A 25,663-nucleotide genomic window follows, 5' to 3' on the forward strand; every position below is an offset into this window, starting at 1 on the left:
TCTTCGCTTCTTGTATTTGTGTTTCAACGTATTGATTAAAACTAGATAAAAGGGTTACAATAGTGAATATTACCCTACTTGAACTTATTGCCTTTCATTATTAATTATTTGCCTTCCGTATTTTTTCCCTTTACCCATGTGAAAAGAGAATAACGTTAAAGTGTGGTGTCTGAATGAATTTGTCAATTGCAGCATTAGAAAACATGAAATTAAAAGAGTTATACGAGCTTGCGAAAGAATTTAAAATTTCGTATTATAGCAAATTAACGAAAAAAGAGTTAATCTTCGCCATTTTAAAAGCTCGAGCAGAAAAAGAAGGTTTCTTCTTCATGGAAGGCGTATTAGAAATTATTCAATCAGAAGGATTTGGATTCCTACGTCCTATCAACTACTCTCCAAGCTCAGAAGATATTTATATCTCAGCTTCGCAAATTCGTCGTTTCGATTTACGTAATGGAGATAAGGTTTCTGGTAAAGTACGACCTCCGAAAGAAAATGAACGCTACTTTGGATTATTACAAGTTGAAGCTGTAAACGGAGATGATCCAGAGTCAGCAAAAGAGCGTGTGCATTTCCCTGCATTAACACCATTATACCCAGATCGCCAAATGAAATTGGAAACGGAACCGAAAAAGTTACCGACACGCATCATGGATTTAATTGCACCAGTTGGATTTGGACAACGTGGTTTAATTGTCGCGCCTCCAAAGGCTGGTAAAACTAGTCTATTAAAAGAAATCGCACACAGTGTTACAACAAATCATCCGGAAGCTGAATTAATTGTCCTTTTAATTGATGAGCGTCCAGAGGAAGTAACAGATATTGAACGTTCTGTTAAAGGAGATGTTGTAAGCTCTACTTTTGATGAAGTACCAGAAAATCATATTAAAGTAGCAGAACTTGTGTTAGAACGTGCAATGCGTCTTGTAGAGCACAAAAAAGATGTTATCATTTTAATGGATAGTATTACCCGTTTAGCGCGAGCTTACAACCTTGTTATTCCGCCAAGTGGTAGAACATTATCGGGTGGTATCGACCCAGCTGCCTTCCATAGACCGAAGCGTTTCTTTGGAGCTGCACGTAATATCGAAGAAGGCGGTAGCTTAACAATTTTAGCAACAGCTCTTGTTGATACAGGATCTCGTATGGACGATGTAATTTACGAAGAATTTAAAGGAACTGGAAATATGGAACTTCATTTAGATCGTTCATTAGCTGAGCGTCGTATCTTCCCGGCAATTGATATTCGCCGTTCTGGTACACGTAAAGAGGATCTATTAATTCCGAAAGAACATTTAGACAAACTATGGGGTATTCGTAAAACAATGCGTGATACACCAGACTTTGTTGAAGGTTTCTTACGTAAACTTCGTCAAACAAAGACAAATGAAGAATTTTTACAAAACATTGTTGCAGATTCGAAAAGATATGTAACAACGAAGTAAAGGGAAAAGATTGGGACTCGCTTATTTTATGGTAAGCGAGTTTTTTATGTTTTTTAGGTGATCTTAAAGAGAGATGAGCGGCCTCCATTTTAAGATAATATCCAGCTTCAGCGGCTAGAATCTCCGGTCATTTCACTCTCTCGCTCGAAGCAAAAAGCGCTTCAAGGTCGAGAGTTCTAAATAGCCTGCGATTCTGAGCGAGCCGCTTCTGCTTTTAAATGATATCCAGTTCCGGTGGCTAGCTCTTCGCATCTAAGAACCTTCCGCCCGAAAGGTAAAAAGCACCTTTAGGTCGAAAGAACCTTAGCTGGTCAGAGCTGAGCGAGCCCCCTCCACTTTAAAGATAATATCCAGCTTCAGCGGCTAGAATGGTCGGTGGCTTCGCGTCTTCCTACGAGGCAAAAAGCGCCTCTACGTCAGAAGCTCCATCCCCCTCCCATTCTGAACGAGCCGCTTCTGCTTTTAAAATTAAAAAGACAAAAACAGGTAGTTGCAAAATGAAGTTAGCCTTGTTATAATTTCATCATATGTGTTTCATCAATATAGTTGTGTATGCAGCTGAAGATGAAAAACTCTGTTTCGAAAATGATTCAGGGCGGAAGGAGATGAAAAGAATGAAAGCAGGAATTCACCCAGATTACAAGAAAGTTGTATTCATGGACACAAACACAGGCTTCAAATTCTTAAGCGGATCTACTAGAGGATCTAACGAAACTGTTGAGTGGGAAGATGGTAACACTTATCCATTACTAAAAGTTGAGATCAGTTCTGATTCTCACCCATTCTACACTGGACGTCAGAAGTTTGCTACTGCAGACGGACGCGTTGACCGCTTCAATAAGAAATACGGTCTTAAGTAATAAAAACATAAAACAGGCAAGTGTATCTATTCGCTTGTCTGTTTTTTTTGCGAAAATATTATACCTTTACCCTACTTTTAATTAAAAAGTAGATGAAAGGAGAGCTTCATGTACTTAATAAATCAGAACGGTTGGATTGAAGTGATTTGCGGTAGTATGTTTTCTGGTAAATCAGAAGAGCTTATCCGCCGTGTGCGTCGTACGCAATTTGCGAAACAACATGCAATTGTATTTAAACCATGTATTGATAATCGCTATAGTGAAGAAGACGTTGTATCACATAACGGATTAAAGGTAAAAGCAGTTCCTGTTTCAGCTTCAAAAGATATATTTGAACATATCACTGAAGAAATGGATGTAATTGCAATCGATGAGGTGCAATTCTTTGATGGGGACATTGTGGAAGTGGTGCAAGTATTGGCAAATCGTGGCTATCGTGTCATTGTAGCTGGTTTAGACCAAGATTTCCGTGGTCTACCATTTGGACAAGTTCCTCAGCTGATGGCGATTGCTGAACATGTAACAAAACTACAAGCAGTATGTTCTGCATGTGGATCTCCGGCAAGTCGTACACAACGATTAATTGATGGAGAACCAGCGGCATTTGATGATCCGATTATTTTAGTTGGTGCTTCAGAATCGTATGAACCACGCTGTCGTCATTGTCATGCAGTTCCTACAAACAAAGATAAGTAAAACTCGCTGCGCAAGGCGGGTTTTTTTCAGAATAGAGAGTGTGAGTGGTGTGAGCCACTTGCGCTTTAAGTTGTAATATCTAGCTCCAGCGGCTAGAATCTCCGGCCATTTCACTCTCTCGCTTGAAGCAAAAAGCGCTTCAAGGTCGAGAGTTCCAATGGCCTGCGATTCTGAGCAAGCCGCTTACGCTTTTAAATATAATTTGCGTTTTTTTGAGTAAGTACCATATACTATTTGTATTAGATACTAGGATGTAGAGGTGAATGATGTGTTAGATCGTTTGCAAGCTGTAGAAAATCGTTATGAGAAGTTAAATGAATTGCTAAGCGACCCAGCAATTATTAGTGATTCAAATAAGCTTCGTGAATATTCAAAGGAACAGTCTGATATACAGGAAACGGTAGAGGTGTATCGTGAGTATAAGGATGTTCGTGAGCAATTAAAAGATGCGAAAGCAATGTTAGAAGATAAGTTAGACGCAGAAATGCGTGAAATGGTAAAAGAAGAGGTTTCTGAGTTAGAATCACAAGAAAAAACATTATCAGAGCGTCTGAAAATTTTACTTGTACCAAAAGACCCTAACGATGATAAGAACGTTATCGTTGAGGTTCGTGGAGCTGCTGGTGGCGACGAGGCCGCTTTATTTGCTGGTGACTTATATCGTATGTATAGCCGTTATGCTGAGGTGCAAGGTTGGAAAACGGAGATTATCGAGGCTAGCTATACAGAGTTAGGTGGATATAAAGAGATTATCTTTATGATTAACGGTAAAGGTGCTTTCGCGAAGCTGAAATTCGAGAATGGCGCTCACCGTGTACAACGTGTTCCTGAAACGGAATCTGGTGGACGTATCCATACATCTACAGCAACTGTAGCTGTATTACCAGAGGCAGAAGAAGTAGAAATTGATATTCATGAGAAAGATGTTCGTGTTGATACATTCGCTTCTAGTGGACCTGGTGGACAGAGCGTTAATACAACGATGTCAGCGGTACGTTTAACGCATTTACCGACTGGTGTAGTTGTATCATGTCAGGATGAGAAATCACAAATTAAGAATAAAGAAAAAGCGATGAAAGTATTACGCGCACGTGTTTATGATAAGTTTAGACAAGAAGCACAAGCTGAGTATGATCAAAACCGTAAACAAGCTGTTGGTACGGGTGATCGTTCAGAGCGTATTCGTACGTATAACTTCCCGCAAAACCGTGTTACAGACCATCGAATCGGTTTAACGATTCAAAAGTTAGATCAAATCTTACAAGGTAAGTTAGATGATTTCATCAATGCCTTAGTAATGGAAGATCAGGCTCAAAGGATGGAGGCAGCTGAGTAATGCGTGTCTATGAAGCCCTGAAATGGGCTTCTTCTTTTTTACAGGAGAATGGACGAGATGAAAATGCGGGAGAAATTGTCCTTTGTCATGTATTAAAGACGAATAGAACAGGATTATTGATGAACATGCGTGAAGAAATAACTGCGGAACAAGAAAAAAGTTTTACAGAGTTTATCCACAAGCATGTAGAAGGTATTCCTATTCAATATATGATTGGTCATGAAATGTTTTATGGAAGATCGTTCTTTGTGAATGAAGAAGTATTAATACCAAGACCAGAAACAGAAGAGCTTATAGTAGGAGTGTTAGAAAGAATCGAGCGTCATTTTGGTGATGAGAAAATACATGTAGCAGATATTGGTACAGGTAGCGGAGCAATTTCGATTACACTTGCTTTAGAAAATAAAAATCTTCATGTGTATACGGTAGATATTGCGCAGGAGTCGATTGAAGTTGCAAAAGAAAATGCGAAAACTTTGGGCGCAGAAGTAACGTTCTATCATGGTGATTTATTATCACCATTTTATGAAACGGGTCAAAAGTTAGATGTTGTTGTTTCAAATCCTCCATATATACCGGAAGAAGATTGGCGTGGTCTTTCTCCAGTGGTGAAAGAGCATGAGCCAAAGAGAGCGCTTGTTGGTGGTGAAGACGGATTAGATTTCTATCGCCGCTTTATGGAAGAGTTGCCGAATGTGTTGCAGAAGAAAGCAATTGTCGCATTTGAAATTGGAGTAGGGCAAGGTGAGGACGTGAAAGGGCTGTTACAACAAGCATTTCCACATGCTCATGTTGAGGTTGTTTTTGATATTAATGGAAAAGATCGTATGGTATTTGCGGAGATGGAGTAAGGTTTACACCTTACTCTATTTTTTTTGTGGAAAAATTCATATAGATTTTGAATTTAATAGTTTAGAAAGATGAAAGTCTGTCCACACTGTTTGTAGAAGGGACGGTGGAGGAAATGAAAAAACAAGTTATTGCTTATCTTCTTCTATTATTAATTGGTGCACAGTTACTTGTGCAGTTTGGATATATGAAAGCTGATGCGAAAGGGCCTTCAGTTATTCCGAAAGAGGCCGTTCGATTACGGATTTTAGCAAATAGTGATTCAGATAAAGACCAGGCGTTAAAGCGCAAAGTGCGTGATGAAGTAAAAGCACAAATTGATGGATGGGTAGCTGATTTAACTTCATTTGAAGAGGCACGCAAGGTCATTCAAAGTCATATTCCAGAAATCGAAAAAACAGTAGCAAATACGTTGAAAAAAGAAGGAAGTAAAGATTCATTTCAAGTGAAATTCAGTAAAAATGTAAAGTTTCCTACAAAGGTATATGGGAATTTTATTTATCCGGCAGGGGAATATGAAGCAGTCTTAATTACAATTGGGGAAGGTGAAGGGGCAAACTGGTGGTGTGTACTATTTCCACCAATGTGTTTCTTAGATTTTTCAAGTGGTACAGCTGTAAGGAAAGAAGAACATGTTGTGAAGGCTGAATCTCCTGAAGAGGAGCAAGTGAAACAAATAGATGATGAAGAAGTAGTAAATGCAGAAGAGAAAAAAGGGGATGAGGTGAAAGAAAAGAAAGTTGTAAAGCAGGAAGTCGCAAAAAAAGTAACAGCTTCTGAAAAAAAAGTAGTAAAAAATGAAACGAAAGTAGAAGAACAACCTGCAAGTAAAGAGGAAACAAAAACTGTGGAAAAAGTGGAGAAACCTGTGGAACAAAAACAAGAAAAGCGAAATGAGTATGTAAAAGTAGAAGAGGAAGAAGAAAAGCCGGAAGTTAAGTTATTTATTGTAGAAGCTTTTACATCTTTATTCTCTAAATAGTACTATTCGTAAATCCCTTCTCATATATAAAAAAGAGGAGGGATTTATTATGAAGAAGGTATATTTTGCGACAAAGGCAGATGTGGAAAGATTGCATTCTTTTTTCGGACAAGCTAATAAAAAAGATGATAAAATAAATGAGTTGTACGCACAGTTTATGATTTTGGAAGAGGCGGAAGAAATACGGGCAGTCATTGGATATGAACAAAGTGAAGAAAACGCACTTATTCGTTCTTGTTTATTCACACCTAATGTGGATAAACAGACTTTCTTATATTTTTTTGAAATGTTTTTGCAGTATATGAAAGAAAAAAATATTCGACAATTGTACTTACTAACAAATCATCCACAATCTATAACGATCTTTCAGTTTTTTGACTTTGTTACGATAGAGAAAGAGAACGTACCAGAGGGAATTCGACAGTTAGAACACTTTTGTAAAAATATAAAAGAGCCAAATGCAATAATACTAAATTGTCAGCTATTCACAAAGTTATCCACGGATTAATTAGGTTTATCCACATTTTGTGGATAAACCTTGTTTGTCTTTTGGATAAATCTCATAGTAAACTAAAAATAGACAAGTATTTCAGGGTAGAAAAGGACGTGGGAAAAAATGCATACAAATATGTGGGTTGTGGATAATGTTGTGGAAAGAAAAAAATATTATCCACAGTTACAAGAAGCAGCAAAATTATTAAGGGAAAATGAGGCGATTGCCTTCCCTACAGAAACGGTATATGGACTAGGTGCAAACGCGATGAATGATGAAGCGATTGCGAAAATTTTTGAGGCGAAAGGAAGACCGAGTGATAATCCACTTATTGTCCACATCGGGACAAAATCGCAGTTAGATGGTATTGTGAAGGAAATTCCGCCAGTTGCAGAGAAGTTGATGGAGCATTTTTGGCCAGGTCCATTAACAATTATTTTACCTAGAAAAGAAGGAATTTCAGAGAAGGTGACGGCAGGACTTCATACAGTTGGAGTGAGAATGCCTGATCATCCGGTAGCTCTTGCTCTTATTGAAGAGGCAAATGTACCTGTTGCAGCACCGAGTGCGAATCGTTCAGGTCGTCCAAGCCCGACGTTAGCATCTCACGTATATGAAGATTTAAATGAGAAAATCGCAGGTATTGTAGATGGTGGTGCAACAGGAGTCGGTGTTGAATCGACTGTAATTGATTGTACGAGCGCTGTTCCAACGATTTTACGCCCGGGTGGGATTACGAAAGAACAATTGGAAGCGGTGATTGGCACGGTTTCTTTAGATCCGGCTCTAAAGGATGAGAAGGAAAAACCGAAATCACCTGGAATGAAGTATACACATTATGCACCGAAAGCGCCGCTCAGTATCGTTGAAGGATCACGTGAGTTTATCCAGCGCCTTGTGGATGAGAAGAAGGAAGAAGGATTCAAAGTAGGTGTATTAACGACAGAAGAGTATCACCATATATATAATGCGGATGTTGTATTATCATGTGGTGTTCGAAGTGATTTAGCTAGCGTTGCGACTAAATTATATGATGTACTTAGAACGTTTGATGCAAGTGAAGTGGATGTTATTTTTAGTGAATCGTTCCCGAATGAAGGAATAGGAAACGCGATTATGAATCGCTTAACAAAAGCGGCAGGACATCATATTATTACTGAATGATAAGGTACGATTAGCAAACAGAATATTTCTCCTCGGATAAGCATATTGTGAAGTAGCACGTCCGAGGAGGGACATGAATGACGTTTGAACAGCTAATACCTTTAATAATTATGGCATTCGCCTTAGGGATGGATGCATTTTCGGTGAGTCTTGGTATGGGAATGATGGCCTTAAAGATAAGACAGATCCTGTATATCGGTGTGACGATAGGGATATTTCATATTATCATGCCATTTATTGGGATGGTATTAGGTCGTTTTTTATCAGAGCAGTATGGAGACATTGCACATTTTGCAGGTGCTATTTTATTAATAGGACTAGGATTTTATATTGTGTATTCCTCTATTTTAGAGAATGAAGAGACTAGAACAGCCCCTATTGGAATTAGTTTATTCGTATTTGCATTTGGTGTTAGTATAGATAGTTTTTCAGTAGGGCTTAGTCTTGGTATTTACGGAGCACAGACAGTTATTACGATATTACTCTTTGGATTTATTAGTATGTTATTAGCGTGGACTGGTTTATTCATTGGTAGGCATGCGAAAGGTATGCTCGGTACATATGGTGAGATAGTAGGTGGTATCATTTTGGTTGGATTTGGATTATATCTCCTTTTTCCTATATAATTTTAAGGGGGAGGGCGTTATGAACAAATTATTGGAATGGTATATTCGATTTGTAACTTTTTTTCCGAGATGGTTACGACTACTTATTATTTGGGGTATTATATTACAAATTTCAATTTTAGGTTGGATTAAATTAATTCGCGAATGGTAAGATAGTTCCTTTCTGTGCATAGTTTTGTTTGTACTATACTGATTGCGCTAAAAAATTAAACATATAGAAAGGATGAGATGGATGACGAGATTGAAGCAAGTTTTTGGTATTATTATTAGTTTTTTTGTTTTTTGGTTTAGTATGCTCGGTGTACAAATGTTTGCTGAGTTTTTAGATATTGAGTCATTGAAGTTTGTTGCAGGGAAAACGGAGGCAGCGCGTGCCTTTTATTCTCCGTATCCATTTATAATTGTTTTTCTTATTACATTGCTTTCCCTATATTTCTTAGTCATTAAGCTTGGGAAACCGAAAAAAGAGAAAGTACCTACTTTAGAGGAGCAGAAAGAAGAGATATAAGGGGGATACTATGTCTAACATTTCTTTGGCAGAAGCTGTAAAATTAAAAAGTGTATTATCGAAAAGAATACATGAATTAGAAGAAGAGATGAACCAAATTGGATTTGTTGAAATTGAAAAAGGTGATACACTTCCAAAACAGACGCGTACATTGGTACAAGTTGAACAGGAGCTAGATGAAGTTCGCGCTGATTTTCGTCTTTTAGATAAATTAATGTATGAAGCAAATATCCGAAATGAAGTGAATTTCAACGGAGAGAATATAACGATTGTTGAAGCGATAGAACTTGCAACGCAGTTACGTGCAAAAGCTCGAAAGTGTAAAGAGTTTGGCGTGAGTAAGAAAGAAGAACATGTATATTCGTACGGTGAAACATCGTCGCTTGTAAAAGTAGCCATGTTTGATCCTGAAGTATATCGTGTAAAAGGTTTAGAGTTAGAGAGACAAGCTAATAGGTTATCTAACTTAATTAATGCGAAAAACTACGCCATTGAACTAGACTTTGATGGTGAAAAATACTTTTAAACCTTGAAGTGGTGAGACTCCGCTTCAAGGCATAGAAGAAGACCACTTTTGTAAAAATGAGATTTGTGATGGCCAAAGGACAACCAATCATCCAATAACCAATCACACTGTTACTTTTTACCGATGACCAATAATGGGAAAAGAGGTCGATGACCAATAATGAAAAATTATTTTTCTTCTTCTATGAAAAGGGTGTACCAAATTAATTTGGTACACCCTTTTATATTATTGTTACTTCTATTCTGAACGAGCCGCTTCCGCTTTTAGATTGGCCTCACTAATTCAAATTGTTCTCCTAGTTTTGCGTAGTTGTGTCCTGCTAGGCGGCTTACTGGTTTTAGTCCTTCGGCATGAATGCGTCCTTTTTCGTATAGGTGTTCTGCGACGTGGAAGCGAACGACGCGTCCGATTAGTAAATCGCAAGCTGGTGAGTCTTCTGTTCCGCCAAGGGGGATTGCGCGTTCTAGTACGCATTCCATTCGAATATTTGCTTCTTTTACACCTGGAACGGAGATGACATCACTTTCAATTGGTGTTAATTTTGCTAATTCAATTTCACTTTCATTTGGAGGGAGATTTGCTGCTGTTTCGTTAATTGCCGCTACATATGATTCATCAGAGATATGTACAACAAATTCTCCTTTTTCAATTGCGTTTCGAGAAGTGTCTTTTCTTTCTCCAGCTTTTCGTTGTACAGAAACTGAGATAAGTGGCGGATTAGCAGCAACAATATTGAAATAACTATATGGTGCTCCATTTAATACGCCGTCTTTTGTTACAGAAGTAACGAATGCGACAGGGCGTGGAATAATACTTCCTGTAAGTAATTTGTAATTCTCTTTTTCCGATTGTTCATTTGGATTAATGGATAACATGATTGAAATCCCCTTTCTAAATATGACGACTTATTGTTTGTTTACAAGATGTTAGTGGAAAACTCCTGCTGAAAATAATATTTTTATTACATAAAAAGAACTTACTTCAACCACAATGAAGTAAGTTCCACCTAAACAATCTCGGATTCAAGATAAAAATTATAGTAAAACGTATGCGCCAGGACCGATTAAAGCTACACCGATAGCAACAGCGATTAACATTAAGTTATATTCATATCCATTTTGAGTTACCCAGTAACCGTTTTTTCCATGAACAGTGAAGATCGCCATTAACATTGTTCCAACAATAAATAATGAACCGATTGCAGTGAAAATACCTGATGCGAATAAGAAACCACCTAATAGTTCAGTTGCACCAGCCATAAATGCCATAAATACACCAGGGCGTAAACCGATTGATTCCATCCAGCCACCTGTTCCTTTTAAACCGTAACCGCCGAACCAACCAAATAATTTTTGAGCACCATGACCCATGAATGTAATACCTATAATAAGACGAATAATAAGAAGACCGAAATCCATCATTTTTGAAAACCTCCTAAAAGTTATTAACTTACCTTACGTAAGTAATAATAAAATAGTTACTTACTTTAGTCAAGTGGATTTCGAAAAAAGTTTGAAAAAAATTTTACAAATTAACAACAAAAAATAAAATGTAGTAAAGACCTCTAGACAAGTTAAGTAAAAAAAGAGAAAATATAAGTAGAAGTTAACTTCTTATTGTTATTCAGACAATCAGAATTGACTGGAATTTTGTGAGACGCTACAATAAGAGTCTAGTAGTAATGACGTAATTTATTTCGAAAGCGTTTTTACAGTATAATATTCGAAGTATGAAGTCTTACGTTTATTCTGATCTTTAATAGAGATTGCCCTATAAACTTTTAGGTAAATTATAAGGAGGACTATCCTATGTTTAAAAAATTATTCGGTCTTGGTTCAAAAACAAATGAAGAAACAATTGTAGCTCCATTAACTGGAGCGGTGAAAAATATTGAAGAAGTACCAGATCCAGTATTCGCTGGTCGTATGATGGGTGACGGTGTTGCAATCGATCCTACTGAAGGTGTAGTTGTATCTCCAGTTGATGGCGAAATCGTACAATTATTCCACACGAAACATGCAATTGGAATTAAAGCGAAAAACGGTACAGAAATTTTAATCCACGTTGGATTAGAAACTGTAAAAATGGAAGGCGAAGGTTTTGAAGCTCACGTTTCTGAAGGACAAGCTGTAAAAGCTGGAGATAAATTAATCTCATTCGACTTAGAATTAATTCGTGAAAAAGCGAAAAGCACAATTACTCCAATCGTTATTACAAACACAGACGCAGCTGAGTCTATTAAGACAACTGTAGGTGTAACTGCTACAAAAGGTTCAACAGAAGTAATGAAAGTTACAATGAAATAATTATCACATGAAAGGAATCCGTTTCGTATGAAATGGATTCCTTATTTTGTTTTGTAGTCTGTTCCTTATATATGGTAAAATACTTTGGGCACTTGGAAATAGGGTTTCACATATATGTGGATAAGGCGCATTTTTCTTAGAAAAAATATAAGAGAAATGCGCCTTTCGTATATTCACATTTCTTTTGTTCTATTGTAATGTACGCTATGATAAAAGGAAGGAAATAGAGAAAAGGGGTGGGTTTAGATGAAACGAGTATTATTTGTTTGCACTGGAAATACATGCCGTAGTCCGATGGCTGAGGCGTTACTGCGCCATTATGGGGAAGGTAAGTTTGAAGTGCAATCTGCTGGTGTTTTCGCCTATCCTGGAAGTGATGCGTCGGTACATGCAAAGGAAGCTTTAGCTGAAAAGGGAATTGCAATCGATCATGCTTCGCAGCAGGTAAACGAAGCCTTAATTGATTGGGCAGATATTGTAGTAACAATGACGGAAAACCATAAGGAAATTATCCTTGGGCATTATCCAAGTGTTGAAGGGAAAGTAGATACATTATATGGAGTAACTGAGGGGATGAGTAAGGATATTTCAGATCCGTTCGGCGGATCTCTCTCTATTTATAAAGAAACATTAGAAGAGATGGAAAAACTTGTACAAACTTTACTGAAAAAACATTCAGAAGGTTGATGTTTCGTGTATAATACGATATTGGAGATCACTTCGTCCCATTAAAGGATTAAGTGAGAATGAAGATAATGGATTGAAACTTTGGAGGGGTAAAAATGAAAGTAGTAGTAGCATCTGATCACGGCGGTATGAATATCCGTAAAGAACTTGTAAGTTTATTAGAAGAGTTAAATATTGAATATATTGATTTAGGTTGTGAATGTGAAGCTGGTTCTGTTGATTACCCTGATTTTGCGTTTCCAGCAGCGGAAATGGTAGCAAATGGCGAAGTAGATCGTGGTATTTTAGTTTGTGGGACAGGCATCGGTATGTCAATTGCTGCAAACAAAGTAAATGGTATTCGTTGTGCGTTAGTTCATGATACTTTCAGTGCGAGAGCAACGAGAGAGCATAACGATACAAACATGTTAGCAATGGGCGAGCGTGTAATTGGTGCTGGTCTAGCACGCGACATCGCAAAAATTTGGTTAACAACTGAATTTGAAGGCGGCCGTCACGAAAACCGCGTAGGAAAAATTAAAACATACGAAGCAAAGTAATAGATTCTAACTAGAAGCAGTAGGAAATATAATTTGGTGAACCAACCTGTGAAAGGAAGAGGCGTAATGACAGAAATCGTAAAGGTAAGAGAACAGCTACAAATTTCGCTTTCTGATTTCCAAGAACAAGCTTCATTACAAAGTGGTCAAATTTTTGTAGTGGGGTGTAGTACGAGCGAAGTGCTAGGAGAAAGAATTGGGACATCAGGAACGATGGAAGTAGCAGAGGCGATTTTTTCTGAGTTAAAACAATTTCAAGAACAAACAGGTATTGAGTTGGCGTTTCAATGTTGTGAGCATTTAAACCGTGCTTTAGTAGTTGAGAAAGAGTTGGCGATGAAATATCAATTTGAAATTGTAACAGTTACGCCTGTTAGATCAGCAGGTGGTGCATTAGCAACATATGCTTATCACAATTTGAAAGATCCGGTAGTAATTGAGTTTATTAAAGCAGATGCGGGAATGGATATTGGTGATACATTTATCGGTATGCATTTAAAGCACGTAGCTGTTCCGGTTCGTACTAGTGTGAAGGAAATTGGAAGTGCACATGTAACGATGGCAACAACACGTGGAAAGCTAATTGGTGGAGCACGTGCTGTTTATGCGGCGAAGGAAGAGACTATCACTTGCCGTTAAAGTTATGAATAAGGTATGTTGTCTGACTTTATTATAGAAGAAAGAAAAGACCGATTTTCGGTCTTTTTTTTCTTTTATGATATAGAAAGTCATGTTAGAATGTAGTTGAAAACATGAAGGTTCGAAAGAATTACAACCTGAATTTTCGTTTTTTCTGAATAAATAAGAAAAAACTGTTGGGAATCGATGTAATTCGTTCAGAAAAGGGGGATTTTGGTGGATCATTTAAAACGTCAAGATGAAAAGGTATTTGCTGCAATTGAGGCAGAACTAGGAAGACAGCGTTCGAAGATTGAGTTAATTGCTTCGGAAAACTTCGTAAGTGAAGCAGTAATGGAGGCGCAAGGTTCTGTTTTAACGAATAAGTATGCTGAAGGATATCCTGGGAAACGTTACTATGGTGGTTGTGAACATGTAGACGTAGTAGAAGATATCGCACGTGATCGCGTAAAAGAAATTTTCGGCGCAGAGCACGTAAATGTTCAACCTCATTCTGGTGCACAAGCGAACATGGCAGTATACTTCACGATTTTAGAGCAAGGCGATACAGTACTTGGTATGAATTTATCTCATGGTGGTCACTTAACACACGGAAGCCCTGTTAACTTCAGTGGAGTACAATATAATTTCGTAGAATATGGCGTGGATGCTGAATCTCACCGTATTAATTACGATGATGTATTAGCAAAAGCGAAAGAACATAAACCAAAATTAATCGTTGCAGGTGCAAGTGCGTACCCTCGTGTTATCGATTTCAAACGATTCCGTGAGATTGCAGATGAAGTGGGCGCATACTTAATGGTTGATATGGCACACATCGCTGGTTTAGTAGCGGCTGGTTTACATCCAAATCCAGTGCCACATGCACATTTCGTTACAACAACAACACATAAAACATTACGTGGTCCACGTGGTGGTATGATTTTATGTGAAGAGCAATTTGCAAAACAAATTGATAAATCAATCTTCCCTGGTATTCAAGGTGGTCCACTTATGCACGTAATCGCTGCAAAAGCTGTTGCGTTTGGTGAGGCACTTCAAGATGATTTCAAAACATATGCACAAAATATCATTAACAATGCGAACCGCTTAGCTGAAGGTCTTCAAAAAGAAGGACTTACACTTGTTTCTGGTGGAACAGACAATCACTTAATCCTAATTGATGTTCGTAACCTAGAAATCACAGGTAAAGTAGCAGAGCACGTATTAGACGAAGTTGGTATTACAGTGAACAAAAATACAATTCCATTTGAAACAGCAAGCCCATTTGTAACAAGTGGTGTACGTATCGGTACAGCAGCTGTAACATCTCGTGGTTTCGGTTTAGAAGAAATGGATGAAATTGCGTCACTTATTGCTTACACATTAAAAAATCATGAAAATGAAGCTGCATTAGAAGAAGCGCGTAAGCGTGTAGAAGCGTTAACGAGCAAATTCCCAATGTATCCAAATCTATAATAGATTGAAGAAGACTGCTGAGACATAATTGTTTTGGCAGTTTTTTTGTGGACATATATTGTTCTTTAAGTATGTATACAAATGATGAATAAATTTTGGCGATATAATGAAGGATACAGCTCCCATAATTGGTAAAGATACTAGATAGATTCATCGGAAATCATGACTTTTCCAAATTTGCCCTTGAATATTAGTAGCGTTTTCTTTACAATCGTAAATAGTGTAAAAAAGCGTGCAAACGCATGAATATCATCTAAAGGAGAGATTCACATGGGAAAACTGTATGTATTTGATCACCCGTTAATTCAACATAAGATTACATATATTCGCGACAAGAATACAGGTACGAAAGATTTTCGTGAATTAGTGGACGAAGTAGCAAGCTTAATGGCTTTTGAAATTACTCGCGATCTTCCACTTAAAGACATTGAAATTGAGACTCCTGTAAGCAAAGCGACAACAAAAGTGATCGCTGGTAAAAAACTTGGTTTAATTCCGATTTTACGTGCAGGTTTAGGAATGGTTGATGGAATTCTGAAATTAATTCCAGCAGCAAAAGTAGGACACGTTGGCTTATACCGCGACCCTAAAACATTGCAACCGGTAGAATACTATGTGAAACTTCCAACGGATGTAGAAGAGCGTGACTTTATCGTACTAGATCCGATGCTAGCAACAGGTGGTTCTGCAGCTGAAGCAATTAACTCTCTGAAAAAGCGCGGCGCAAAACAAATTAAATTAATGTGTATCGTTGCAGCTCCAGAAGGAGTAAAAGTAGTACAAGAAGAACATCCTGATGTTGATATTTATGTAGCAGCATTAGATGAGAAATTAAATGACCACGGATATGTAGTACCAGGTCTTGGTGATGCTGGTGACCGTTTATTCGGAACGAAGTAAGACAACTGACGAGCAGGGGGATTCCTCAGCTCGTCTTTTTTTGATGTAAGCAAGTAGGGGAGGGGAGAGGATAAATATACATAGTATATACAACATAAGTTGCATACACATCACATATAATATAGAAGTCTTACGTCTAAAGAGCACTATATTATGGAAGGAAAGCGTTATATCGTAAAAATATAATAGTGACAAACTTGTGAACATTTCCTTCTATTATAAAGAGAAAACTGTTAGAAATTGCATATCTCTAACCAGTATTTAGAAGGGGAACGTTTTCATTTTTGGGAGGAAATGACTAATACTCAAATTTTTTGATTTTTTACGATTTCTCGTTGACACTGTTAATACCCTATTGTATGCTAACAACGGGGATAGATGGTAGGGCTTTCAGTGACAAAAATACATCTATTCCGTGACGAAAATGTAAACTTTTTATTTTGTATAGGATTTATGCAAAAAAATGAGTTATTATTAACACATCGTGAATGAGGGCTACATATTGGAGGGATGAATCCTTGCAAAAAAACGATCGCAGCCATATAAAAGCTTATGCTTTAATGTCAGGTATTCTTGCTCAGTTAGTCGGTTCTATTCTTGTTGGGATCTTTGGTGGGCAGTGGATTGATAATAAGGTTGGAACGTTTCCATTGTTTCTTATTATAGGGTTATTACTCGGATTAGGAACAGGGGTATACGCAATGATTCGACTCATTCGACATTACTATTCGGGAGAGCAATGATGATAGACGTACATGGACTTGTCCAAAGACAAAAGAAATATATGTACTACTTGCTTGCGCTTCTAGTGCTAGGATGGGGATTCACCTCTTACAAGGATGTATTTCTTGGACTGATTATCGGAACGATTTTCAGTTTTCTTAGTTTGCGCATCATTGCACGTAGGACAGACAAGCTGTTGGATCGCGTGACAAATGGAGAAAACGTGAAGTTTAAGGCGACAGCGGTAAGTACATATTCAAGATTCGCCACGATTGGGTTATTAATTTTATTTGCAGCCAAATATCAAGAGTTAATTGCGATGTGGGGCTTAGGTGTAGGATTGCTGACAGGATACCTTGTCATGATCATAGATTTTCTTTATTTAGAGTATAAGAGCAGGGAAGAGAGGTGAATTACTAGTGGAACACGGTAAATTAGTTGAATTTCTAGGTTTAACGTTCGATTTGTCATCAGTTATGATGGTTACTGTAGCAGCAGTTATTGTTTTCTTAATCGCTGTTATCGGAACTCGCAGCTTAGCTCTTCGCCCAACAGGAATGCAAAACTTCATGGAATGGGTGTTTGACTTCGTGAAAGGGATTATCAATAGTACGATGGACTGGAAAACAGGTGGACGTTTCTTAACGCTTGGCGTTACGCTTATCATGTTTATCATCGTATCGAACTTCCTTGGTTTACCATTCATGTATTCAGCAACTGAAGCTGGCGAACATATTGCATGGTGGAGATCACCAACGTCTGATCCAGCAGTTACATTAACATTAGCCGTGATGGTAGTTACCCTCACCCATTATTATGGAATTAAGATGAAGGGTACGAAAGAATACGTAAAAGGTTATTTCCAACCTATGAAATTCTTATTCCCATTAAAGGTTATTGAGGAGTTTGCTAACACATTAACGTTAGGTCTTCGTTTATTTGGTAACATTTATGCAGGTGAGATCTTATTAGGATTACTTGCTAAGTTGGGCGGAGCATCATTCCTTGGAGCATTAGGTGCACTTGTGCCGATGTTAGCATGGATGGGATTCAGTGTATTCGTTGGATCAATCCAAGCATTTATTTTCGTTATGTTAACGATGGTTTATATGGCTCATAAAGTAAGTCATGACCATTAATATAATTTAAGTAAGAAAAAATTTATTTTTTTATAATACAAAGGAGGACAAATTAAATGAGTTTAGGTGTAATCGCAGCTGCAATTGCAATTGGTTTATCAGCATTAGGTGCAGGTATTGGTAACGGTCTTATCGTATCACGTACAATCGAAGGTGTTGCTCGTCAACCAGAATTAAAAGGCGCACTTCAAACAATTATGTTCATCGGGGTTGCTTTAGTTGAGGCACTTCCAATCATCGGTGTAGTTATTGCATTCATCGTAATGAACAAATAAGGGAGACTCCCCTTACATAGATGGCGAAGAGTGTTTTTTCGAACTTTCTTCGCCATTGCTTTATGAACGAAACGTATGTCTTTTTTTTTCATATGATCAATTTAGATATTTTGAAGGGAGTGAATCCTTGTGCCAACTTTATTATTAGGGGCTGCCATTCCATTTGGAACGATTGCTTATACATTGTTCATTTTCTTACTTCTATTAGTAATGCTACGCAAATTCGCGTGGGGTCCTTTAATGGGGATTATGAAAGAACGTGAAGAGCATGTTACTAATGAAATCGACGCTGCAGAAAGAAGTAATGCTGAAGCGAAGAAGTTAGTAGAAGAACAACGTGAAATGTTAAAACAATCACGTGTTGAAGCACAAGAGTTAATCGAAAGAGCGAAAAAACAAGCTGTAGATCAAAAAGATGCTATTGTTGCTGCTGCGAAAGAAGAAGCAGAATCAATTAAAGCATCTGCTGTACAAGAAATTCAACGCGAAAAAGAGCAAGCGATTGCTGCTTTACAAGAACAAGTTGCTTCTTTATCTGTTCAAATTGCTTCTAAAGTAATTGAAAAAGAATTAAAAGAAGAAGATCAAGTGAAGTTAATTCGCGATTATATTAAAGAAGTAGGAGAAGCGCGATGAGCAATGGGATTGTAGCAAAACGTTATGCTGTCGCTCTTTTTAAAATTGCTAAAGAAAAACACGTATTAGAAATGTTTGAAGAGGAATTACGCCTTGTACAAAACGTTTATGTAAAGAACGGAGAACTACATAGCTTTTTAACGCAACCGAACATTTCAAAGGAACAAAAGAAAACGTTTCTTGCAAACGTATTCGGGTCTGTTTCTGAATCTATTTTAAATACGTTATATATTTTAATTGATAACAAGCGCATTGATATCTTACCTGAAATTGCAGATGAATATGTTGTTCTTGCTAATGAAGAACGTAACGTAGCGGACGCAACTGTATATTCTACTCGTCTTCTATCGGAAGAAGAGAAGCTTAACATTGCAGAAGCATTTGCAAAGAGAACAGGAAAAGATGCAATTCGCGTAAAAAATGTTGTAGATGAAGATTTACTAGGCGGCATTAAAGTACGTATTGGAAATCGCATTTATGACGGAAGTTTACAAGGAAAATTAGCACGTATTCAGCGTGAATTAATGAAGAATAGATAGGGGTGAAGCACATGAGCATCAGAGCTGAAGAAATTAGCGCACTGATAAAGCAACAAATCGAGAACTATCAGTCTGAAATCGAAGTTAGTGATGTTGGTACAGTTATCCAAGTTGGTGACGGTATCGCGCGTGCTCATGGTCTTGATAACGTTATGGCTGGTGAACTTGTAGAGTTCTCTAACGGCGTTATGGGACTAGCACAAAATTTAGAGGAAAACAACGTAGGTATTATCATTTTAGGACCTTACACAGAAATCCGTGAAGGTGACGAAGTTCGTCGTACTGGTCGCATCATGCAAGTACCAGTAGGAAAAGAACTAATTGGTCGTGTTGTAAACCCATTAGGTCAACCAGTTGATGGTTTAGGCCCAATCAATACAACAAACACTCGTCCAATCGAAAGTCCAGCACCAGGTGTAATGGATCGTAAATCTGTTCATGAGCCACTTCAAACAGGTATTAAAGCGATTGACGCTCTTGTACCAATTGGCCGTGGTCAACGTGAGTTAATCATCGGTGACCGTCAAACAGGTAAAACAGCAGTTGCACTAGATACAATCATTAACCAAAAAGATGAAGATATGATTTGTATTTACGTAGCTATCGGACAAAAAGAATCAACTGTACGTAACGTAGTAGAAACACTACGTAAGCATGGTGCATTAGAGTACACAATCGTTGTAACTGCATCTGCTTCTCAACCAGCTCCATTATTATACCTAGCTCCTTACGCTGGTGTAACAATGGGTGAAGAGTTCATGTACAATGGTAAACACGTACTAGTAGTATATGATGACTTATCAAAACAAGCAGCAGCTTACCGTGAGCTGTCATTACTATTACGTCGTCCTCCAGGTCGTGAAGCTTACCCAGGGGATGTATTCTACTTACATTCTCGCTTATTAGAGCGTGCAGCAAAATTAAGTGATGCAAAAGGCGGCGGTTCTTTAACTGCATTACCTTTCATCGAAACACAAGCAGGGGACGTATCAGCTTACATCCCAACAAACGTAATCTCAATTACGGATGGACAAATCTTCTTACAATCTGACCTATTCTTCTCTGGCGTACGTCCAGCGATCGATGCGGGTACTTCTGTATCTCGTGTAGGTGGATCTGCTCAGATTAAAGCAATGAGTAAAGTATCAGGTACACTTCGTCTTGACCTTGCATCTTACCGTGAGTTAGAAGCGTTCGCTCAGTTCGGTTCTGACCTAGATAAAGCAACTCAAGCGAAACTAAACCGTGGTGCTCGTACTGTTGAGGTATTAAAACAAGGATTACACAAACCGTTACGTGTAGAGAAACAAGTTATCATTCTTTACGCTTTAACACGTGGATTCCTAGATGATATCCCAGTAGTAGATATCACTCGTTTCGAAGAAGAATTCCATGCTTGGTTAGATTCTAATGCGACTGACTTATTAGAAGAAATCCGCACAACTAAGAAACTTGCGGATGACGACAAATTTGCAGCAGCAATTAACGGATTTAAAAAAGTATTCGTAGCTTCTGAATAATAAAAAGTGAAGCCGACTGTTTAGCCCCATCGGCTAAGAGGCGGAGCTAGATAATATATAAAGGCATCTCAATTTCTGAGATTGCTGACGGTTATGTAAAGGAAAAGAGTAGGTGCACCTATTCTTTTCCTTCAATCATGAGCAAGAATATCTTGCAACGTAGATTAGGAAGAGGATTCTTACTAATCGTGCCAACTTCCGGAAAAAAGGTGGTGAAAACCTGTGGCATCTTTACGCGATATAAAAGCGAAGATTAACTCGACAAAGAAAACGAGTCAAATTACGAAAGCGATGGAGATGGTATCTGCATCTAAGTTAAACCGTGCAGAGCAAAATGCTAAATCTTTCGTTCCGTATATGGAAAAGATTCAAGAAGTAGTAGCGAGCATTGCGCAAGGAAGTAAAGGAATTAATCATCCAATGCTAAATGCGCGTCCTGTAAAGCGTACAGGATACATCGTTATTACATCTGATCGCGGACTAGCAGGTGGTTATAACAGTAACGTATTACGTACAGTAAGTAACGTAATTCGTGAACGTCATAATATGGATTCAAACCAATATTCAATTATTGTGCTTGGACGACTAGGACGTGATTATTTAAAACGTCGCGGCTTTAACATCATTGATGAAGTAGTTGGATTATCTGACCACCCATCATTTACTGATATTAAAGACCTTGCTTCTCGAGCAATTGCGATGTTCGCAGATGGTGCTTATGATGAGCTGTATATTTACTACAACCATTACGTAAGTAAAATTTCACAAGAAGTAACGGAAAATAAAATTTTACCGCTTACTGATGTGGCGTCTGATAAACCGACGACAGCTTATGAATTCGAACCTTCTGAAGAAGAAATTTTAAAAGTACTATTGCCACAATACGCAGAAAGCTTAGTGTACGGTGCATTACTAGACGGTAAAGCAAGTGAGCACGCAGCGCGTATGACAGCAATGAAGAGTGCTACAGACAACGCAATGGAAGTTATCGATTCACTTACACTTTCATTCAACCGTGCGCGTCAGGCAGCGATTACGCAAGAAATTACGGAAATCGTTGGTGGAGCAGCAGCGTTAGAATAGTAATAAAAAGCGTAGGCGGTTCGTTCAGAATGAGAGGGGGATGGAGCTTTTGACGTAGAGGCGATTTGTGCCTCGCAGGAAAAAGCGAAGCCACCGAACATTCTAACCGCTGGAGCTAGATTCAATAAAAAGCGTAGGCGGCTCTGTCAAAAGAGTCGCGTAAGCTATAAACTAATAAAAAATGAAAAGCTAGCTGCTCGTAGAAAGTTAGCTAATTAAAAGAAAGCTAGGAGGGAACCCGATGAATAAAGGGCGCGTTACGCAAATCATGGGTCCGGTTGTAGACGTTAAGTTTGATGGCGGAAAGCTACCAGAAATCTACAACGCCCTTACGGTAAAACAGAGCAACGAAAACGGTGAACTTAACTTAACATTTGAAGTTGCACTTCATTTAGGTGATGATACAGTTCGTACAGTTGCGATGTCTTCCACAGATGGACTTGTTCGTGGCACAGAAGTAGAAGATACTGGTAAAGCAATCTCTGTACCAGTTGGTGATGCAACACTTGGTCGCGTATTTAACGTATTAGGTGATGCTATTGACTTAGATGGTGAGGTTCCTTCGGATGTACGCCGTGATCCAATTCACCGTCAAGCACCTGCATTCGAAGAATTATCTACTAAAGTAGAAATTCTTGAAACTGGTATTAAAGTAGTAGACTTACTTGCTCCTTACATTAAGGGTGGTAAGATCGGTCTATTCGGTGGTGCCGGTGTAGGTAAAACAGTATTAATTCAGGAGTTAATCAACAACATCGCACAAGAGCACGGTGGTATCTCTGTATTCGCTGGTGTAGGTGAGCGTACTCGTGAGGGTAATGACTTATACCACGAAATGAGCGATTCTGGCGTAATTAAGAAAACTGCGATGGTATTCGGACAAATGAACGAGCCACCTGGAGCACGTCAACGTGTTGCATTAACAGGCTTAACAATGGCTGAATATTTCCGTGATGAGCAAGGACAAGACGTACTTCTGTTCATCGATAATATCTTCCGTTTCACGCAAGCAGGTTCTGAAGTATCTGCCCTTCTTGGCCGTATGCCATCTGCGGTAGGTTACCAACCAACACTTGCAACAGAAATGGGTCAATTACAAGAGCGTATTACATCTACAAATAAAGGGTCTATCACGTCTATCCAAGCGGTATATGTACCAGCCGATGACTATACTGACCCAGCACCAGCTACAACGTTCGCTCACTTAGATGCAACAACAAACTTAGAGCGTCGTTTAACACAAATGGGTATTTACCCAGCCGTAGATCCATTAGCATCTACATCTCGTGCACTTTCTCCAGAAATCGTAGGAGAAGAGCATTATGAAGTGGCTCGTCAAGTACAGCAAACTTTACAACGTTACAAAGAGCTTCAAGATATCATTGCTATCTTAGGTATGGATGAGTTATCTGAAGAAGATAAGTTAGTTGTACATCGTGCTCGTCGTATTCAATTCTTCTTATCTCAAAACTTCCACGTAGCGGAGCAGTTTACAGGTCAAAAAGGTTCTTACGTACCTGTAAAAGACACAGTTCGTGGTTTCAAAGAAATTCTAGAAGGAAAATATGATGACCTTCCAGAAGATGCATTCCGCTTAGTTGGTGGCATTGAAGAAGTTATTGAAAACGCGAAGAAAATGATGGCGTAAGGCCTTAGGAGGGACGAAGTATGAAGACATTTCCAGTCAGTATTGTAACTCCTGATGGACCGGTTTACGAAAAAGAAGTAGAAATGGTAAGTGTAAAAGCAGAGAGTGGGGAAATGGGGATTTTACCAGGTCACATTCCAACTGTTGCACCATTAAAAATTAGTGCAGTTCGTCTGAAAAATGGTGGACACACTGATTATGTAGCGGTAAGTGGTGGCTTTATCGAAGTTCGTCCAGATAAAGTAACTGTATTATCATCATCTGCTGAAGAAGCAAACCATATCGATATCCATCGTGCAAATGAAGCGAAGCGTCGTGCTGAGCAACGTCTGCAAGATAAACAAGCACATGTTGACTTTAAACGTGCAGAAATGGCATTACAACGCGCTGTGAACCGTTTAAACGTTTCCGATATGAAATAAAAAAATCCGTAAAGGCAAAGCCTTTACGGATTTTTTTTATGTAGTTAATGGATAATTTTACAAAAATGGTATAATTATATTGGTGCTCGTATAAGTAGAGAATGTACAACAATTTATAAAGGGGATGAATAAATGATCGGTGAAATGAAGCGAGAAGCATTGCACTCTTTAAAAGGAAAATGGGGACTAGGTGTTGGATCAACGATTTTATATCATATTGTAAGTTACGTCGTTTCAATGGCTGTAATGCTTATAGTATTAATTCCAGGAGTTATAATATTTATTTTAGCATCTATTTTAACTGGTTCAATTGAAGAAGAAACAATGGCAATTGGAGCTGCTATTACGTTTGGGGTTTTTTACTGCCTTATGATAATTTTAAGTTATGCGGCTTATGGCATTACCACATATGGTCATACGAATTTGTTTCTACAAATAAGCAAACGAGAAGATGCTAGAGTGGATTATTTATTTGAAGGATTTCGTGGCTTTAAAAGAATGATGAAAACAATGTGGGCTATGCTTGCAATTTTGTTATATACAGGTATATGGGTTCCGATGTTAGGAACGATTGTATTTGGGCTATTAGGTTTTCTTGATGAGAATGCAAATCCATCATTTATAATTGTTTTCTTTATTTTATTAGCTATTTCGTTTATTGTAATGGCTATTTTGTATTTTTCATATTCGATGACATATTATGTGATGGTTGAAAAACCGGAATACAGTGTTTCGCAAGCAATGAAAGAAAGTAAGAATCTGATGAAGGGGCATAAATTAGATCTATTTCTTTTATGGCTAAGCTTTATAGGGTGGGCTATTTTAGCGATTTTTACACTTGGAATAGGTTTTCTATGGCTTAGTCCGTACGTGAGTACAACGACAGCGCATTTTTACCGCTATATTTCAAAAGATGAATTGTAGTAGGAACATGCTATACTAATAGAGTTATTGTGTATAGGAGGTTACGTATGATTGGTGATTTAAAAGGAGAAGCATTAGATTCATTAGAAGGGAAATGGGGATTAGCTGTCGGGGCGACATTACTTATTTCAATTCTAATCATGATTTTTAGTTTTAGTATTGAGTGGGGATTTTCTTCAATTTTTGATTGGAAAGAAACGAAAAATTCAATTTCAATAAATATCCTTACATTTTTTGTTACTGGGCCTTTAACTTTAGGTGGATATTATCTTGCTTTAAATATCCTTCGTGAAAAGCAAGCTAGTATCGGTAATGTGTTCATTTGGTTTTCAGAGGGAAAGAGATTTTTAAAGTCATTTTTATTATATTTATTAGTAAATTTTTATCTTTTCTTATGGACGTTGCTGTTCATTATCCCAGGCATTATTAAATCATTTTCTTATGCGATGACGTACTTTATTATAAATGATCACCCGGAGTATTCTATAAATCAAGCGATTACAGAAAGCCGTCGTATGATGGATGGACATAAGATGGAGTATTTCATTTTATGTTTGAGTTTTATTGGTTGGTTTATATTAAGTTGTATTACACTCGGGATTGGATTCTTATGGCTAATTCCATATTTTTATACGACGTCAGCAGCTTTTTATGAAGAGATTGCAGAGGAATATTACGAGAAAAAAATTCCGACATTATAAAGTGAGTCGGACACTCTGCGTCGATGAATAGCTTTGTAG

At 38.0% G+C, this 25,663-nt stretch carries 33 protein-coding genes; 31 read left to right on the forward strand and 2 right to left on the reverse strand.

Annotation, left to right across the window (positions count from 1 at the left end; all coding sequences use genetic code 11):
• Positions 1-173: 173 nt before the first annotated feature.
• The 12 genes from rho (at position 174) to PDQ40_RS15220 (ending at position 9,485) form a co-directional block, all read left to right on the forward strand.
• Positions 174-1,445: a transcription termination factor Rho gene (gene rho, locus PDQ40_RS15165; RefSeq protein WP_001053898.1), complete on the forward strand. Its 1,272-nt coding sequence runs from the start codon at positions 174-176 to the stop codon at positions 1,443-1,445.
• Positions 1,446-2,059: 614 nt separating this feature from the next.
• Positions 2,060-2,305 carry a type B 50S ribosomal protein L31 gene (locus PDQ40_RS15170; protein ID WP_000643437.1) on the forward strand — a complete coding sequence of 82 codons (246 nt, stop codon included), beginning with the start codon at positions 2,060-2,062 and terminating at the stop codon, positions 2,303-2,305.
• A 108-nt stretch (positions 2,306-2,413) separates the two neighbouring features.
• Positions 2,414-3,001: a thymidine kinase gene (locus PDQ40_RS15175; RefSeq protein ID WP_000280862.1), complete on the forward strand. Its 588-nt coding sequence runs from the start codon at positions 2,414-2,416 to the stop codon at positions 2,999-3,001.
• 268 nt (positions 3,002-3,269) lie between these two features.
• Entirely contained in the window at positions 3,270-4,337 is a 1,068-nt protein-coding gene (gene prfA, locus PDQ40_RS15180) for a peptide chain release factor 1 (RefSeq protein ID WP_000887065.1), read from the forward strand.
• Positions 4,337-5,188: a peptide chain release factor N(5)-glutamine methyltransferase gene (gene prmC, locus PDQ40_RS15185; RefSeq protein WP_001267033.1), complete on the forward strand. Its 852-nt coding sequence runs from the start codon at positions 4,337-4,339 to the stop codon at positions 5,186-5,188. Before prfA ends, prmC begins: the two co-directional genes overlap by 1 nt.
• Before the next feature lie 113 nt (positions 5,189-5,301).
• Positions 5,302-6,168: a stage II sporulation protein R gene (spoIIR, locus tag PDQ40_RS15190; protein ID WP_002163457.1), complete on the forward strand. Its 867-nt coding sequence runs from the start codon at positions 5,302-5,304 to the stop codon at positions 6,166-6,168.
• 49 nt (positions 6,169-6,217) lie between these two features.
• Positions 6,218-6,676 carry a mechanosensitive ion channel protein gene (locus PDQ40_RS15195; protein WP_000758435.1) on the forward strand — a complete coding sequence of 153 codons (459 nt, stop codon included), beginning with the start codon at positions 6,218-6,220 and terminating at the stop codon, positions 6,674-6,676.
• Positions 6,677-6,784: 108 nt separating this feature from the next.
• Positions 6,785-7,825: an L-threonylcarbamoyladenylate synthase gene (locus PDQ40_RS15200; protein WP_000557336.1), complete on the forward strand. Its 1,041-nt coding sequence runs from the start codon at positions 6,785-6,787 to the stop codon at positions 7,823-7,825.
• Between the two features lie 77 nt (positions 7,826-7,902).
• On the forward strand, positions 7,903-8,451 hold the full coding sequence (locus tag PDQ40_RS15205) for a manganese efflux pump MntP (RefSeq protein ID WP_000142468.1): 549 nt from the start codon (positions 7,903-7,905) through the stop codon (positions 8,449-8,451).
• Positions 8,452-8,470: 19 nt separating this feature from the next.
• A complete protein-coding gene (locus PDQ40_RS15210; protein WP_001037626.1) occupies positions 8,471-8,602 on the forward strand; it encodes a hypothetical protein in 132 nt (43 codons plus the stop codon).
• An 81-nt stretch (positions 8,603-8,683) separates the two neighbouring features.
• Entirely contained in the window at positions 8,684-8,959 is a 276-nt protein-coding gene (locus PDQ40_RS15215; RefSeq protein WP_000197468.1) for a DUF3935 domain-containing protein, read from the forward strand.
• A gap of 10 nt (positions 8,960-8,969) precedes the next feature.
• Positions 8,970-9,485, forward strand: coding sequence for a hypothetical protein (locus PDQ40_RS15220; protein ID WP_000065590.1), 516 nt, complete (start codon positions 8,970-8,972; stop codon positions 9,483-9,485).
• 263 nt (positions 9,486-9,748) lie between these two features.
• On the opposite strand, the gene PDQ40_RS15225 is transcribed toward PDQ40_RS15220, so the two are convergent.
• The gene (locus PDQ40_RS15225; protein WP_000949039.1) at positions 9,749-10,360 is read right to left on the reverse strand and encodes a flavin reductase family protein; all 612 of its coding nucleotides are present in this window, start codon (positions 10,358-10,360) and stop codon (positions 9,749-9,751) included.
• A 159-nt stretch (positions 10,361-10,519) separates the two neighbouring features.
• Complete coding sequence (locus tag PDQ40_RS15230; protein WP_000968618.1) at positions 10,520-10,906, reverse strand: DoxX family protein; 387 nt, start codon at positions 10,904-10,906, stop codon at positions 10,520-10,522.
• 387 nt (positions 10,907-11,293) lie between these two features.
• Between PDQ40_RS15230 and PDQ40_RS15235 the strand changes: the two genes are divergently transcribed.
• The 19 genes from PDQ40_RS15235 to PDQ40_RS15325 all read left to right on the forward strand — a co-directional run bounded on the left by PDQ40_RS15235 (position 11,294) and on the right by PDQ40_RS15325 (position 25,624).
• Positions 11,294-11,791 carry a PTS sugar transporter subunit IIA gene (locus PDQ40_RS15235; RefSeq protein WP_000473666.1) on the forward strand — a complete coding sequence of 166 codons (498 nt, stop codon included), beginning with the start codon at positions 11,294-11,296 and terminating at the stop codon, positions 11,789-11,791.
• Between the two features lie 246 nt (positions 11,792-12,037).
• A complete protein-coding gene (locus tag PDQ40_RS15240) occupies positions 12,038-12,478 on the forward strand; it encodes a low molecular weight protein arginine phosphatase (protein WP_000832384.1) in 441 nt (146 codons plus the stop codon).
• Between the two features lie 95 nt (positions 12,479-12,573).
• Positions 12,574-13,017: a ribose 5-phosphate isomerase B gene (gene rpiB / locus PDQ40_RS15245; protein ID WP_000869919.1), complete on the forward strand. Its 444-nt coding sequence runs from the start codon at positions 12,574-12,576 to the stop codon at positions 13,015-13,017.
• Between the two features lie 66 nt (positions 13,018-13,083).
• On the forward strand, positions 13,084-13,656 hold the full coding sequence (locus tag PDQ40_RS15250) for a TIGR01440 family protein (protein WP_000136362.1): 573 nt from the start codon (positions 13,084-13,086) through the stop codon (positions 13,654-13,656).
• Between the two features lie 216 nt (positions 13,657-13,872).
• On the forward strand, positions 13,873-15,114 hold the full coding sequence (gene glyA, locus PDQ40_RS15255) for a serine hydroxymethyltransferase (RefSeq protein ID WP_000349817.1): 1,242 nt from the start codon (positions 13,873-13,875) through the stop codon (positions 15,112-15,114).
• A 270-nt stretch (positions 15,115-15,384) separates the two neighbouring features.
• Entirely contained in the window at positions 15,385-16,014 is a 630-nt protein-coding gene (gene upp, locus PDQ40_RS15260) for a uracil phosphoribosyltransferase (RefSeq protein WP_000517539.1), read from the forward strand.
• A 378-nt stretch (positions 16,015-16,392) separates the two neighbouring features.
• Positions 16,393-16,506, forward strand: coding sequence for a DUF4024 domain-containing protein (locus tag PDQ40_RS15265; RefSeq protein WP_000232961.1), 114 nt, complete (start codon positions 16,393-16,395; stop codon positions 16,504-16,506).
• 26 nt (positions 16,507-16,532) lie between these two features.
• Complete coding sequence (locus PDQ40_RS15270) at positions 16,533-16,757, forward strand: AtpZ/AtpI family protein (RefSeq protein WP_001171223.1); 225 nt, start codon at positions 16,533-16,535, stop codon at positions 16,755-16,757.
• On the forward strand, positions 16,757-17,149 hold the full coding sequence (locus tag PDQ40_RS15275; RefSeq protein WP_000567600.1) for an ATP synthase subunit I: 393 nt from the start codon (positions 16,757-16,759) through the stop codon (positions 17,147-17,149). Before PDQ40_RS15270 ends, PDQ40_RS15275 begins: the two co-directional genes overlap by 1 nt.
• 7 nt (positions 17,150-17,156) lie before the next feature.
• Positions 17,157-17,876: a F0F1 ATP synthase subunit A gene (gene atpB, locus PDQ40_RS15280; RefSeq protein ID WP_000399870.1), complete on the forward strand. Its 720-nt coding sequence runs from the start codon at positions 17,157-17,159 to the stop codon at positions 17,874-17,876.
• Between the two features lie 56 nt (positions 17,877-17,932).
• Entirely contained in the window at positions 17,933-18,151 is a 219-nt protein-coding gene (gene atpE / locus PDQ40_RS15285; RefSeq protein ID WP_000052064.1) for a F0F1 ATP synthase subunit C, read from the forward strand.
• Positions 18,152-18,280: 129 nt separating this feature from the next.
• Positions 18,281-18,787: a F0F1 ATP synthase subunit B gene (gene atpF / locus PDQ40_RS15290; protein ID WP_001142617.1), complete on the forward strand. Its 507-nt coding sequence runs from the start codon at positions 18,281-18,283 to the stop codon at positions 18,785-18,787.
• Positions 18,784-19,326 (forward strand): F0F1 ATP synthase subunit delta, encoded by a 543-nt coding sequence (gene atpH, locus PDQ40_RS15295; RefSeq protein ID WP_000064683.1) that lies wholly within the window; start codon positions 18,784-18,786, stop codon positions 19,324-19,326. The genes atpF and atpH overlap by 4 nt, the downstream gene beginning before the upstream one ends.
• An 11-nt stretch (positions 19,327-19,337) precedes the next feature.
• The gene (gene atpA, locus PDQ40_RS15300) at positions 19,338-20,846 is read left to right on the forward strand and encodes a F0F1 ATP synthase subunit alpha (RefSeq protein WP_000027518.1); all 1,509 of its coding nucleotides are present in this window, start codon (positions 19,338-19,340) and stop codon (positions 20,844-20,846) included.
• 222 nt (positions 20,847-21,068) lie between these two features.
• Complete coding sequence (gene atpG, locus PDQ40_RS15305) at positions 21,069-21,929, forward strand: F0F1 ATP synthase subunit gamma (protein ID WP_000157696.1); 861 nt, start codon at positions 21,069-21,071, stop codon at positions 21,927-21,929.
• Positions 21,930-22,170: 241 nt separating this feature from the next.
• Positions 22,171-23,577 carry a F0F1 ATP synthase subunit beta gene (atpD, locus tag PDQ40_RS15310; RefSeq protein WP_001032592.1) on the forward strand — a complete coding sequence of 469 codons (1,407 nt, stop codon included), beginning with the start codon at positions 22,171-22,173 and terminating at the stop codon, positions 23,575-23,577.
• Between the two features lie 20 nt (positions 23,578-23,597).
• Positions 23,598-23,999 carry a F0F1 ATP synthase subunit epsilon gene (gene atpC / locus PDQ40_RS15315; protein ID WP_000847211.1) on the forward strand — a complete coding sequence of 134 codons (402 nt, stop codon included), beginning with the start codon at positions 23,598-23,600 and terminating at the stop codon, positions 23,997-23,999.
• 132 nt (positions 24,000-24,131) lie between these two features.
• A complete protein-coding gene (locus PDQ40_RS15320) occupies positions 24,132-24,923 on the forward strand; it encodes a DUF975 family protein (protein WP_000578798.1) in 792 nt (263 codons plus the stop codon).
• A gap of 47 nt (positions 24,924-24,970) precedes the next feature.
• Positions 24,971-25,624: a DUF975 family protein gene (locus tag PDQ40_RS15325; RefSeq protein WP_000578699.1), complete on the forward strand. Its 654-nt coding sequence runs from the start codon at positions 24,971-24,973 to the stop codon at positions 25,622-25,624.
• Positions 25,625-25,663 lie beyond the last annotated feature (39 nt).

The organism is Bacillus cereus group sp. Bc061 (genome assembly GCF_027715825.1).
Taxonomy (GTDB): domain Bacteria; phylum Bacillota; class Bacilli; order Bacillales; family Bacillaceae_G; genus Bacillus_A; species Bacillus_A paranthracis.